This window comes from Enterobacter sp. UCD-UG_FMILLET, from assembly GCF_000762975.1.
In the GTDB taxonomy this organism is placed as follows: domain Bacteria; phylum Pseudomonadota; class Gammaproteobacteria; order Enterobacterales; family Enterobacteriaceae; genus Enterobacter; species Enterobacter dykesii.
Genome location: NZ_JRJC01000023.1, coordinates 12721 through 26634, shown reverse-complemented (window position 1 = coordinate 26634; position 13914 = coordinate 12721). Strand labels below are relative to the sequence as shown.

Here is a 13914-nt window from a genome sequence, read left to right as displayed (position 1 = left end):
AGGAAGAACGCATAATAACGATGGCGATGAAAAAGTTGCTCATAGCGTCGCTGCTGTTTAGCAGCGCCACCGTATACGGTGCTGACGGGTTCGTAGTGAAAGATATTCATTTCGAAGGCCTCCAGCGTGTCGCCGTTGGTGCGGCCCTCCTCAGTATGCCTGTACGCCCCGGCGATACGGTCAATGATGATGATATCAGTAACACCATCCGTGCTCTGTTTGCCACTGGCAACTTCGAGGATGTCCGCGTCCTGCGCGATGGTGATACGCTGCTGGTGCAGGTAAAAGAACGTCCAACGATCGCCAGTATCACTTTCTCCGGCAACAAGTCGGTGAAAGATGACATGCTCAAGCAGAACCTTGAAGCATCGGGTGTTCGTGTGGGTGAATCCCTGGACCGTACAACCCTTTCAGACATTGAAAAAGGTCTGGAAGACTTCTATTACAGCGTCGGTAAATACAGCGCCAGCGTGAAAGCGGTTGTCACTCCGCTGCCACGTAACCGTGTTGACCTGAAGCTTGTCTTCCAGGAAGGTGTTTCTGCGAAGATCCAGCAGATCAACATTGTCGGCAACCACGCGTTCAGCACCGACGAACTGATCTCCACCTTCCAGCTGCGCGATGAAGTGCCATGGTGGAACGTGGTAGGCGATCGCAAATACCAGAAACAGAAACTGGCGGGCGACCTTGAAACCCTGCGCAGTTACTATCTCGATCGTGGCTATGCGCGTTTCAACATCGACTCGACTCAGGTCAGTCTGACTCCGGACAAGAAAGGCATCTACATTACGGTTAACATCACTGAAGGCGAGCAATACAAGCTTTCTGGTGTTGAAGTGAGTGGTAACCTGGCGGGGCATTCTGCTGAAATCGAATCGCTGACCAAAATTCAGCCGGGCGACCTGTACAGCGGTTCCAAAGTAACCAAAATGGAAGACAGCATTAAGAAGCTGCTCGGCCGCTATGGTTATGCCTATCCGCGCGTACAGACTCAGCCGGAAATCAATGACGCGGATAAAACCGTTAAGCTGCACGTGAATGTTGATGCGGGCAACCGTTTCTACGTGCGTAAGATCCGCTTCGTTGGTAACGACACCTCCAAAGATTCCGTTCTGCGTCGCGAAATGCGTCAGATGGAAGGCGCATGGTTGGGTAGCGACCTCGTTGATCAGGGTAAAGAGCGTCTGAACCGTCTGGGCTATTTTGAAACGGTGGATACCGATACCCAGCGCGTACCGGGCAGCCCGGATCAGGTTGATGTTGTTTATAAAGTGAAAGAGCGTAACACCGGTAGCTTCAACTTCGGTGTGGGCTACGGTACTGAAAGCGGCGTAAGCTTCCAGGTCGGCGTGCAGCAGGATAACTGGCTGGGTACGGGCTACTCTGTCGGTATTAACGGCACCAAAAACGACTATCAGACCTACTCTGAGTTCTCTGTGACGAACCCGTACTTCACCGTAGACGGTGTGAGCCTGGGCGGTCGTATCTTCTATAACGACTTTAAAGCAGATGATGCGGATCTGTCTTCTTACACCAACAAGAGTTACGGTGTAGACGGTACGCTTGGCTTCCCGATTAACGAATACAACACCCTGCGTGCGGGCTTAGGTTATGTGCATAACGACCTGTCCAACATGCAACCGCAGGTGGCAATGTGGCGTTACCTGGACTCTATTGGCCAGTCGGCAAGTACGTCCAGTGATAACAACGGTTTCGCTGCGGATGACTTCACCTTTAACTACGGCTGGACCTATAACCGCCTTGACCGTGGTTACTTCCCAACGGAAGGTTCTCGCGTCAACCTGAACGGTAAAGTTACCGTGCCGGGTTCCGATAACGAGTTCTATAAGGTCACGCTGGATACTGCGTCCTACTTCCCAATCGATGACGATCACAAGTGGGTGGTTCTGGGTCGTACCCGTTGGGGCTATGGCGATGGTCTGGGCGGCAAAGAGATGCCGTTCTATGAAAACTTCTATGCGGGTGGTTCCAGCACCGTTCGTGGCTTCCAGTCCAATAACATTGGTCCGAAAGCGGTCTACTACGGCGGGAACGACAAAGACAACTGCGATAAGTCTTCCTCCTCCGAAGTCTGTAGCTCTGATGATGCGGTGGGCGGTAACGCGATGGCGGTGGCCAGTCTGGAGTTCATCACACCAACGCCGTTTATCAGTGATAAATACGCGAACTCTGTCCGTACGTCCTTCTTCTGGGATGCCGGTACGGTATGGGATACCAACTGGCAGAATACGGCCCAGATGCGTGCGGCAGGTGTTCCAGATTATAGCGATCCGAGCAATATTCGCATGTCTGCCGGTATCGCATTACAATGGATGTCACCGCTGGGGCCGTTGGTCTTCTCTTACGCCCAGCCGTTTAAGAAATATGATGGAGATAAGTCGGAGCAATTCCAGTTTAACATTGGTAAAACCTGGTAATAATCCGCAGCAAAGGAATGCGTTGGCAGTGTAGCGCTGACAACTGGCGATCGGTAAAACGGTCGCCTTGCCACGCAAAGAACGGTACCTTCTGGTGCCAATGGGATGGTAAGGAGTTAATTGTGAAAAAGTGGTTATTAGCTGCAGGTCTCGGTTTAGCGATGGCAACTTCTGCTCAGGCAGCAGACAAAATTGCAATCGTCAACATGGGTAATTTGTTCCAGCAGGTTGCACAGAAAACGGGTGTTTCTGCGACTCTGGAAAACGAATTCAAAGGCCGTGCAAGCGAACTGCAGGGTATGGAAAACGATCTTCAGTCCAAAATGCAGCGTCTGCAGCGTGATGGTTCTACCATGAAAGCAAGCGACCGCAGCAAGCTGGAAAAAGACGTAATGGCTCAGCGCCAGACGTTCTCCCAGAAAGCGCAGGCTTTCGAGCAGGATCGTCAGCGTCGTTCTAACGAAGAACGTGGCAAGCTGGTGACTCGCATTCAGACTGCTGTTAAAGCAGTGGCTGCCGATCAGAGCATCGATCTGGTTGTTGATGCGAACGCCGTCGCTTTCAACAGCAAAGATGTTAAAGACATCACTGCTGATGTTCTGAAACAGGTTAAATAAGTAATGCCTTCAATTCGACTGGCTGATTTAGCTCAGCAGTTGGATGCAGAATTACACGGTGATGGCGATATCGTCATCACCGCTGTTGCGTCCATGCAATCTGCTAAAGCTGGCACGATTACCTTCATGGTAAGCCCTAAGTACCGTGAGCAACTGGCTCAATGCCAGGCGTCAGCTGTTGTTCTGACGCAGGACGATCTTCCATTTGCCACTGTAAGCGCGCTGGTAGTGAAAAACCCCTACCTGACGTATGCACGCATGGCTCAAATTCTTGATACCACGCCGCAGCCGGCCCAGAACATTGCTGCCAGCGCAGCGATTGATCCGACGGCTAAGCTGGGTAACAACGTCGCCGTTGGCGCGAATGCGGTTATCGAATCCGGCGTTGTGCTGGGCGATAACGCCGTCATTGGCCCGGGCTGCTTCGTTGGGAAAAATACGAAAATCGGCGCCGGGACCCGTTTATGGGCGAACGTGTCCGTTTATCATGATGTTGAAATTGGCGAAAATTGCCTCGTCCAGTCCAGTACCGTCATTGGTTCTGATGGCTTTGGTTACGCTAACGATCGCGGTAACTGGGTTAAGATCCCGCAGCTTGGTCGCGTTATTATTGGCGATCGCGTAGAGATCGGCGCCTGTACCACCATTGACCGTGGTGCACTTGACGACACGATCATTGGCAATGGTGTTATCATCGATAACCAGTGCCAGATTGCGCATAACGTTGTGATTGGCGACAATACCGCGGTTGCGGGTGGCGTCATCATGGCAGGCAGCCTGAAAATTGGCCGTTATTGCATGATTGGCGGTGCGAGCGTGATTAATGGCCATATGGAAATATGCGACAAGGTCACCGTGACGGGAATGGGCATGGTAATGCGTCCTATCACTGAACCTGGCGTCTACTCCTCAGGCATTCCGCTACAACCCAACAAGGTATGGCGTAAAACAGCAGCTCTGGTGATGAACATTGATGATATGAGCAAACGCCTCAAGTCTCTTGAGCGTAAGATCGATCAACAAGATTAAGCGTCATCCGTTGAACGCTATTTTTCCCGGCCTGTCGGCTTTCTAATAAACCGGCAGGCCGTGTTATTATTGTTATCAGTATATTTTGACAGGAAGAGTATTTTGACTACTGACACTCATACTCTGCATATTGAAGAGATTTTAGAACTTCTGCCGCACCGCTACCCGTTTCTGCTGGTAGACCGTGTGCTGGATTTTGAAGAAGGTCGTTTTCTGCGCGCAGTGAAAAATGTTTCCGTGAACGAGCCGTTCTTCCAGGGGCACTTCCCTGGTAAGCCTATCTTCCCGGGTGTGTTGATTCTGGAAGCGATGGCTCAGGCTACCGGTATTCTGGCGTTTAAAAGCGTCGGCAAACTGGAGCCAGGTGAGCTGTATTACTTCGCGGGTATTGATGAAGCGCGCTTTAAGCGCCCTGTCGTGCCTGGTGATCAGATGATCATGGAAGTCACTTTTGAAAAAACGCGTCGTGGCCTGACTCGCTTCAAAGGCGTAGCGCTGGTTGACGGCAAAGTTGTTTGTGAAGCGACGATGATGTGTGCTCGTAGCCGGGAGTCCTGATACGTGATTGATAAATCTGCCTTTATTCATCCTACCGCTATTGTGGAAACCGGTGCCATCATTGGTGCTAACGTCCACATTGGCCCGTTTTGTATTGTTGGACCCCATGTCGAAATTGGTGAGGGTACAGTACTGAAATCTCACGTTGTCGTGAATGGTCACACGACCATTGGCTGCAATAACGAGATCTATCAGTTCGCTTCCATCGGCGAAGTTAACCAGGATCTGAAATATGCTGGTGAGTCGACCCGTCTGGAAATTGGCGATCGTAACCGTATTCGCGAAAGCGTCACCATTCATCGTGGAACAGTACAGGGTGGTGGGTTGACGAAGGTGGGCAGCGATAACCTGTTTATGGTTAATGCGCATATTGCGCACGACTGTACTGTGGGTGACCGCTGTATTCTTGCCAACAACGCAACGCTGGCGGGACACGTATCGGTTGATGACTTCGCAATTATTGGCGGCATGACCGCAGTCCATCAGTTCTGCATCATTGGTGCGCACGTGATGGTTGGCGGATGCTCCGGTGTGGCGCAGGACGTCCCACCGTATGTGATTGCGCAGGGCAACCATGCCACGCCGTTTGGCGTGAACATCGAAGGCCTCAAGCGTCGTGGTTTTAGCCGCGAAGCGATTACTGCTATCCGCAACGCGTACAAACTGCTGTACCGTAGCGGTAAAACGCTGGAAGAGGCGAAGCCGGAAATTGCCGAGCTGGCGAATAAGCACCCGGAAGTGAACGCGTTCATGGAATTCTTTGACCGTTCAACAAGGGGTCTGATTCGTTAATGGTCGACAGTCGTCCGCTTACGATAGCCCTGGTCGCCGGAGAAACCTCCGGCGATATTCTTGGTGCCGGTCTCATCCGCGCGCTTAAGGCCCGTGTACCCAATGCTCGCTTTGTCGGCGTTGCTGGCCCGCTGATGCAGGCCGAAGGCTGTGAAGCCTGGTATGAAATGGAAGAGCTGGCCGTGATGGGCATCGTTGAGGTGCTGGGGCGGCTACGCCGTTTACTGCACATCCGTGCCGATCTCACCCGTCGCTTTACCGAACTCAAACCCGATGTGTTTGTCGGTATCGATGCACCTGATTTCAACATTACCCTCGAAGGGAATCTGAAAAAGCAGGGCATTAAAACCATTCACTACGTCAGTCCGTCCGTCTGGGCGTGGCGACAGAAACGCGTTTTCAAAATCGGACGGTCCACCAACCTGGTGCTGGCTTTCCTGCCTTTCGAAAAAGCGTTTTACGACAGATTTAATGTTCCGTGCCGTTTTATCGGTCATACCATGGCGGATGCGATGCCATTGGATCCGGATAAAAACGCGGCGCGCGACGCGCTGGGCATCCCGCATGATGTGCACTGTCTGGCACTGCTGCCAGGCAGCCGTGGTGCAGAAGTGGAGATGCTGAGCGCCGATTTCCTCATAACAGCGCAAATTCTTCGCCAGACCTATCCGGATCTTGAAGTGGTTGTTCCGCTGGTGAATGCCAAACGCCGCGAGCAGTTTGAGCGCATCAAAGCGGAAGTCGCCCCGGATCTTCACGTCCGTCTTCTGGACGGTAAAGGGCGGGAAGCGATGTATGCGAGCGATGCCGCGCTGCTGGCCTCCGGCACGGCGGCGCTGGAATGCATGCTGGCGAAATGTCCTATGGTGGTCGGTTATCGTATGAAGCCGTTCACTTTCTGGCTGGCAAAACGTCTGGTGAAAACGGATTATGTCTCCCTGCCAAACCTGCTTGCCGGGCGCGAGCTGGTGAAAGAGCTGCTGCAGGATGAGTGCCAGCCGCAGGCGCTTGCCGATGCACTGCTGCCGCTGCTCGCCAACGGCAAGACCAGCCACCAGATGCACGATACCTTCCGCGAACTGCATCAATTGATCCGCTGTAATGCTGATGAGCAAGCGGCTGATGCGGTGCTGGAGCTAGCAAAATGATGGAATTTGTTTATCCTCACACTCGCCTTGTGGCGGGCGTGGATGAAGTAGGTCGTGGTCCGTTAGTGGGGGCCGTGGTGACCGCTGCGGTGATCCTCGATCCGGCTCGGCCGATCGTCGGGCTGAACGACTCTAAAAAATTGTCTGAAAAGCGCCGTCTGGCGCTGTTTAGTGAGATTCAGGAGAAGGCACTGGCCTGGAGCCTGGGGCGCGCTGAACCGCATGAAATAGACGAGCTGAATATTTTGCATGCCACGATGCTGGCAATGCAGCGAGCGGTAGCAGGCCTGAAAATTTCCCCGGAATATGTCCTGATTGACGGCAACCGCTGTCCGGCATTGCCCATGCCTTCAATGGCGGTCGTAAAAGGCGATAGCCGGGTCGCAGAAATTAGCGCAGCTTCTATTATTGCCAAAGTGACGCGCGACGCCGAAATGGCCGCGCTGGATCTCACTTACCCTCAGTATGGTTTCGCCCAGCATAAGGGGTATCCCACACCTTTCCATCTGGAAAGGCTGGCTGAACATGGCGCAACCGAACACCATCGGCGCAGTTTTGGCCCGGTGAAACGCGCGCTGGGACGGGTGTCCTGAATCAATACGCAAGCAATTAAGTAACGCGGAATCTGAAGATGGCTGAACCACGTTTCGTACACCTGCGGGTGCATAGCGACTACTCCATGATCGATGGGCTGGCGAAGACCGGGCCGCTGGTAAAAAAGGCGGCCTCCCTTGGCATGCCCGCGCTGGCGATCACCGATTTTACCAACCTGTGTGGCCTGGTGAAGTTCTACGGAACGGCGCACGGCGCGGGGATGAAGCCTATCGTCGGCGCAGATTTTCATGTGCAGAGCGATCTCATCGGCGATGAAATGACGCAAATCTCCGTGCTGGCGATGAACAACACGGGCTATCAAAACCTCACTCTGCTTATCTCAAAAGCCTATCAGCGCGGATATGGTGCGCTGGGCCCGTGGATCGACAGGGACTGGCTGGCGGAGCTGAACGAAGGGCTGCTGCTGATCTCTGGCGGCCGCATGGGGGATGTCGGTAAATGCCTGCTGCGCGGCAATAGCGCGCTGGTGGATCAATGCGTCTCGTTTTATGAAGAGTATTTCCCGGATCGTTATTATCTGGAGTTGATCCGCACCGGTCGCCAGGACGAAGAGAGCTATCTGCATGCGGCGGTCGCACTTGCGGAAGAACGCGGTCTGCCCGTTGTCGCGACAAACGATGTGCGGTTCCTCGAGCCGGGAGATTTTGACGCTCACGAAATTCGCGTTGCGATCCACGATGGCTTCACGCTCGACGATCCGAAACGGCCGCGTAATTACTCCGCTCAACAGTACATGCGCAGCGAGGAGGAGATGTGTGACCTCTTCTCCGATATCCCCGAAGCGCTGGAAAACAGCGTGGAGATCGCAAGGCGCTGTAACGTTACCGTCCGCCTCGGCGAATACTTCCTGCCGCAGTTCCCGACGGGTGATATGACCACGGAAGATTTCCTGGTCGTGAAATCAAAAGAAGGTCTGGAAGAGCGTCTGGAATTCCTGTTCCCGGATGAGGCCCTTCGCAAAGAGAAGCGGCCGCCGTACGATGAGCGCCTGGATATTGAACTCCAGGTCATCAACCAGATGGGCTTCCCGGGCTACTTCCTGATCGTAATGGAGTTTATCCAGTGGTCGAAGGATAACGGCGTACCGGTCGGACCGGGACGAGGCTCCGGTGCGGGCTCTCTGGTGGCGTATGCGCTGAAAATTACCGACCTCGATCCGCTGGAATTTGACCTGCTGTTCGAACGTTTCCTCAACCCGGAACGTGTTTCCATGCCCGACTTTGACGTCGACTTCTGCATGGAGAAACGCGATCAGGTAATCGAGCACGTTGCCGATATGTACGGCCGTGATGCGGTATCGCAGATTATTACGTTCGGTACGATGGCGGCGAAGGCGGTTATCCGCGACGTCGGCCGCGTGCTGGGCCACCCGTACGGGTTTGTCGATCGCATCTCTAAACTGGTGCCGCCCGATCCGGGCATGACGCTGGCAAAAGCGTTTGAAGCCGAACCTCAGCTGCCGGAAATCTACGAAGCTGACGAAGAAGTGAAAGCGCTGATCGACATGGCGCGCAAGCTGGAAGGCGTGACGCGTAACGCCGGTAAGCATGCGGGGGGCGTGGTTATCGCGCCGACCAAAATTACCGACTTCGCGCCGCTCTACTGCGATGAAGCGGGTGAGCATCCGGTTACTCAGTTTGATAAGAACGACGTGGAATACGCCGGGCTGGTGAAGTTTGACTTCCTCGGCCTGCGTACGCTGACGATCATCGACTGGGCGCTGAAGATGATCAACCCGCGCCGGGAAAAGCAGGGCCTTGAGCCCATAGACATTGCCGCCATCCCGCTGGATGACAAGAAAAGTTTCGACATGCTGCAGCGCTCGGAGACGACAGCCGTCTTCCAGCTTGAATCCCGCGGCATGAAAGACCTGATTAAACGTCTGCAGCCCGACTGCTTCGAAGATATGATCGCGCTGGTCGCCCTGTTCCGTCCGGGCCCACTGCAGTCAGGGATGGTAGATAACTTTATCGACCGTAAGCACGGCCGCGAAGAGATTTCCTATCCGGACGTTCAGTGGCAGCATGAAAGCCTGAAGCCGGTGCTGGAGCCCACCTACGGCATCATCCTGTACCAGGAACAGGTTATGCAGATCGCCCAGGTGCTTTCCGGTTATACCCTCGGCGGCGCGGACATGCTGCGTCGTGCGATGGGTAAGAAAAAGCCGGAAGAGATGGCCAAGCAGCGCTCCATCTTTGAAGACGGGGCAAAGAAAAACGGCGTAGACGGCGAGCTGGCGATGAAAATCTTCGACCTGGTGGAGAAATTCGCCGGGTACGGATTTAACAAATCCCACTCCGCCGCCTATGCTTTGGTGTCGTATCAAACGCTGTGGCTGAAAGCGCACTATCCTGCTGAATTTATGGCGGCGGTAATGACGGCCGATATGGACAACACCGAGAAGGTGGTTGGCCTGGTGGACGAGTGCTGGCGCATGGGGCTTAAGATCCTGCCGCCGGATATTAACTCAGGGCTCTACCACTTCCACGTCAATGACGACGGAGAGATCGTTTACGGGATCGGCGCGATCAAAGGCGTGGGCGAAGGCCCTATCGAGGCGATCATCGAAGCGCGTAACAACGGCGGGTACTTCCGCGAGCTGTTCGATCTTTGCGCCCGTACCGATACCAAAAAACTGAACCGTCGCGTGCTGGAAAAACTGATCATGTCCGGCGCGTTTGACAGGCTGGGACCGCACCGCGCCGCGCTGATGAATTCCCTCGGCGACGCCCTGAAAGCGGCGGATCAGCACGCAAAAGCGGAAGCCATTGGTCAGGCGGATATGTTCGGCGTACTGGCGGAAGAGCCAGAGCAGATCGAGCAGTCTTATTCCAACTGCCAGCCGTGGCCAGAACAGGTGGTACTGGATGGGGAGCGTGAGACGTTAGGCTTGTACCTGACGGGACACCCGATCAACCAGTACATCAAAGAAATTGAGCGCTATGTCGGCGGCCATAGGCTTAAAGACATGCATCCGACAGAACGTGGTAAAATCACCACGGCTGCGGGGCTCGTGATTGCCGCAAGGGTTATGGTCACCAAGCGCGGCAATCGTATCGGCATCTGTACGTTGGATGACCGTTCCGGGCGTCTGGAGGTGATGTTGTTCACCGACGCGCTGGATAAATACCAGCAATTGCTGGAAAAAGACCGCATACTTATCGTCAGCGGACAGGTCAGCTTTGATGACTTCAGCGGGGGGCTTAAAATGACCGCCCGCGAAGTGATGGACATTGACGAAGCCCGGGAAAAATATGCTCGCGGGCTTGCTATCTCGCTGACGGACAGGCAAATTGATGACCAGCTTTTAAACCGACTCCGTCAGTCTCTGGAACCCCACCGCTCGGGGACAATTCCAGTACATCTCTACTATCAGAGGGCGGATGCACGTGCGCGGTTGCGCTTTGGTGCAACGTGGCGTGTCTCTCCGAGCGATCGTTTACTGAACGATCTCCGTGGCCTCATTGGTTCGGAGCAGGTGGAACTGGAGTTTGACTAATACAGGAATACTATGAGTCTGAATTTCCTTGATTTCGAACAGCCGATTGCTGAGCTGGAAGCGAAAATCGATTCTCTGACAGCGGTAAGCCGTCAGGATGAAAAACTGGATATTAACATCGACGAAGAAGTGCATCGTCTGCGCGAGAAAAGCGTAGAGCTGACGCGCAAAATCTTTGCCGATCTCGGCGCATGGCAGGTGGCCCAGCTGGCCCGCCATCCACAGCGTCCGTACACCCTGGATTATGTCCGCCTGGCGTTTGACGAATTTGACGAACTGGCAGGCGATCGCGCATACGCTGACGATAAAGCTATCGTTGGCGGTATCGCGCGTCTGGACGGACGCCCGGTGATGATCATTGGTCATCAGAAAGGTCGTGAAACCAAAGAGAAAATCCGTCGTAACTTCGGTATGCCAGCACCAGAAGGCTACCGTAAAGCCCTGCGTCTGATGGAGATGGCTGAGCGTTTCAACATGCCAATCATCACCTTCATCGACACCCCAGGTGCATACCCTGGCGTGGGCGCTGAAGAGCGCGGTCAGTCTGAAGCCATCGCGCGCAACCTGCGCGAGATGTCTCGTCTGAAGGTGCCGGTCATCTGTACCGTTATCGGTGAGGGTGGTTCCGGCGGCGCGCTGGCGATCGGCGTGGGTGATAAAGTGAATATGCTGCAGTACAGCACCTATTCCGTTATCTCCCCGGAAGGCTGCGCGTCCATTCTGTGGAAGAGCGCTGACAAAGCGCCGCTGGCTGCAGAAGCAATGGGTATCATTGCGCCACGCCTGAAAGAGCTTAAGCTGATCGATTCCATCATCCCGGAACCGCTGGGTGGAGCGCATCGTAAGCCGGAAGTGATGGCGGCTTCTCTGAAAGCGCAGCTGCTGGCCGATCTGGCAGACCTGGACGTGCTGAGCAAAGACGATCTGCTCAACCGCCGTTACCAGCGCCTGATGACCTACGGTTACGCGTAAGCTTCACAATTATCTGAAAAGCCGCACAATGTTGCGGCTTTTTTTATACCTGCGGTTTAGCCGGACTATGCTTAGCTAATGTTTTTAAAGGAGGAAGCCCATGAATATCATTGCCATTATGGGGCCACACGGCGTCTTTTATAAAGATGAGCCGATTAAGGAGCTTGAGCACGCCCTGCAGTCGCGCGGGTATCAGCTAATCTGGCCGCACAACAGCGCCGACCTGCTGAAGTTCATCGAGCATAATCCACGTATCTGCGGCGTGATCTTCGACTGGGATGAATATGACCTCGAACTGTGCAGCGATATCAACAAGCTGAACGAATATCTCCCGCTGTACGCGTTTATTAATACCCACTCAACCATGGACGTCAGCGCCAATGATATGCGTATGGCGCTGTGGTTCTTTGAATATTCCCTCGGCGTGGCGGAAGATATTGCGACCCGAATTCAGCAATACACGAATGAATATCTCGATAACATCACTCCGCCCTTTACCCGCGCGCTCTTTACCTACGTGAAGGAGGGGAAATATACCTTCTGTACGCCAGGCCATATGGCGGGGACGGCCTACCAAAAAAGCCCGGTGGGCTGCCTGTTCTATGATTTCTTCGGTGGCAACACGCTGAAAGCGGACGTGTCGATTTCAGTCACCGAACTAGGTTCTCTGCTCGACCACACCGGCCCGCATCTGGAAGCCGAAGAGTATATCGCCCGCACCTTTGGGGCCGAGCAGAGCTATATGGTGACCAACGGCACCTCGACCTCGAACAAAATCGTCGGGATGTACGCTGCGCCTGCGGGCAGCACCCTGCTGATTGACCGTAACTGCCATAAGTCGCTGGCTCACCTGCTGATGATGAGCGACGTCGTACCGCTCTGGCTGTCGCCCACGCGTAACGCGCTCGGTATTCTTGGCGGCATTCCGCGCCGGGAGTTCACCCACGAAGCCATTGAAAGTAAGGTCGCGGCAATTCCTGGCGCAAGCTGGCCTGTCCATGCGGTGATCACCAACTCCACCTACGACGGTCTGCTGTACAACACGAACTGGATCAAAAAGACGCTTGACGTGCCGTCGATCCACTTCGACTCCGCGTGGGTGCCGTACACCAATTTCCACCCGATTTACGCGGGGAAAAGCGGAATGAGCGGTGAACGCGTGCCGGGGAAAGTGTTCTTCGAAACGCAGTCGACGCATAAAATGCTGGCGGCGTTTTCCCAGGCTTCGCTTATTCACATCAAAGGCGAGTACGACGAAGACACATTCAACGAAGCCTTTATGATGCATACCACCACCTCACCGAGCTACCCGCTGGTGGCCTCCATTGAAACGGCCGCGGCGATGCTGCGCGGCAATCCGGGCAAACGTCTCATCAATCGTTCGGTGGAACGTGCGCTGCATTTCCGCAAAGAGGTTCAGCGGCTGAAAGATGAAGCCGACGGCTGGTTCTTTGATATCTGGCAGCCGGAAGAGATTGATGAAGCAGAATGCTGGCCCGTCTCGCCCGGCGAAGACTGGCATGGCTTCCGGGATGCCGATAGCGACCATATGTTCCTCGACCCGGTAAAAGTGACGATCCTGACGCCGGGTATGGATGAGCAGGGCATAATGAGCGAGGAAGGTATTCCGGCCGCGCTGGTCGCGAAATTCCTTGATGAACGTGGCGTGGTGGTGGAGAAAACCGGTCCCTATAACCTGCTTTTCCTGTTCAGCATTGGGATCGACAAAACCCGGGCGATGGGATTGCTGCGCGGGCTGATGGAGTTTAAGCGAGCCTACGATCTCAACCTGCGGGTGAAGAACATGCTGCCGGATCTCTACGCGGAGGATCCTGACTTCTATCGTAATATGCGTATTCAGGATCTGGCCCAGGGGATCCACAGGCTGATCCGTCAGCACGATCTGCCGCGTCTGATGCTTCAGGCGTTCGATGTCTTACCCGAGATGAAATTTACCCCGCACAAGGCATGGCAGCGCCAGGTGAAAGGGGAGGTCGAAACCGTTGAGCTGGAAAACCTGGTCGGGCGCGTATCGGCCAACATGATCCTGCCTTACCCGCCGGGCGTTCCGCTCCTGATGCCGGGAGAGATGATTACCGAAGAGAGTCGGGCCGTGCTCGATTTCCTGCTGATGCTCTGTTCGGTAGGGCGTCACTATCCCGGTTTTGAGACCGATATCCACGGTGCGAAGCGCGACGAGAACGGCGTTTACTGGGTGCGAGTCCTAAAATAAGGGTGACCGCTTG

At 54.5% G+C, this 13914-nt stretch carries 10 protein-coding genes; all 10 read left to right on the top strand.

What is annotated here, in order from left to right; all coding sequences use genetic code 11:
• The first annotated feature begins 20 nt into the window (after positions 1-20).
• The 10 genes from bamA (at position 21) to LA04_RS10380 (ending at position 13901) form a co-directional block, all read left to right on the top strand.
• Complete coding sequence (bamA, locus tag LA04_RS10425; RefSeq protein WP_047651473.1) at positions 21-2438, top strand: outer membrane protein assembly factor BamA; 2418 nt, start codon at positions 21-23, stop codon at positions 2436-2438.
• A gap of 122 nt (positions 2439-2560) precedes the next feature.
• Positions 2561-3055, top strand: a complete 495-nt coding sequence (gene skp, locus LA04_RS10420; protein ID WP_045907838.1) for a molecular chaperone Skp — start codon at positions 2561-2563, stop codon at positions 3053-3055.
• Between the two features lie 3 nt (positions 3056-3058).
• Positions 3059-4084 carry a UDP-3-O-(3-hydroxymyristoyl)glucosamine N-acyltransferase gene (lpxD, locus tag LA04_RS10415; RefSeq protein ID WP_047651471.1) on the top strand — a complete coding sequence of 342 codons (1026 nt, stop codon included), beginning with the start codon at positions 3059-3061 and terminating at the stop codon, positions 4082-4084.
• A 102-nt stretch (positions 4085-4186) separates the two neighbouring features.
• Positions 4187-4642 (top strand): 3-hydroxyacyl-ACP dehydratase FabZ, encoded by a 456-nt coding sequence (fabZ, locus tag LA04_RS10410; protein WP_010426706.1) that lies wholly within the window; start codon positions 4187-4189, stop codon positions 4640-4642.
• Positions 4643-4645: 3 nt separating this feature from the next.
• Complete coding sequence (gene lpxA / locus LA04_RS10405; RefSeq protein ID WP_023310462.1) at positions 4646-5434, top strand: acyl-ACP--UDP-N-acetylglucosamine O-acyltransferase; 789 nt, start codon at positions 4646-4648, stop codon at positions 5432-5434.
• Positions 5434-6582: a lipid-A-disaccharide synthase gene (gene lpxB, locus LA04_RS10400; protein WP_047651470.1), complete on the top strand. Its 1149-nt coding sequence runs from the start codon at positions 5434-5436 to the stop codon at positions 6580-6582. Before lpxA ends, lpxB begins: the two co-directional genes overlap by 1 nt.
• Complete coding sequence (gene rnhB, locus LA04_RS10395) at positions 6579-7175, top strand: ribonuclease HII (protein WP_047651469.1); 597 nt, start codon at positions 6579-6581, stop codon at positions 7173-7175. The genes lpxB and rnhB overlap by 4 nt, the downstream gene beginning before the upstream one ends.
• 38 nt (positions 7176-7213) lie before the next feature.
• Complete coding sequence (dnaE, locus tag LA04_RS10390; RefSeq protein ID WP_047651468.1) at positions 7214-10696, top strand: DNA polymerase III subunit alpha; 3483 nt, start codon at positions 7214-7216, stop codon at positions 10694-10696.
• A 12-nt stretch (positions 10697-10708) separates the two neighbouring features.
• A complete protein-coding gene (gene accA / locus LA04_RS10385) occupies positions 10709-11668 on the top strand; it encodes an acetyl-CoA carboxylase carboxyl transferase subunit alpha (protein ID WP_023310466.1) in 960 nt (319 codons plus the stop codon).
• Between the two features lie 100 nt (positions 11669-11768).
• A complete protein-coding gene (locus LA04_RS10380) occupies positions 11769-13901 on the top strand; it encodes a lysine decarboxylase LdcC (RefSeq protein ID WP_047651467.1) in 2133 nt (710 codons plus the stop codon).
• Positions 13902-13914 lie beyond the last annotated feature (13 nt).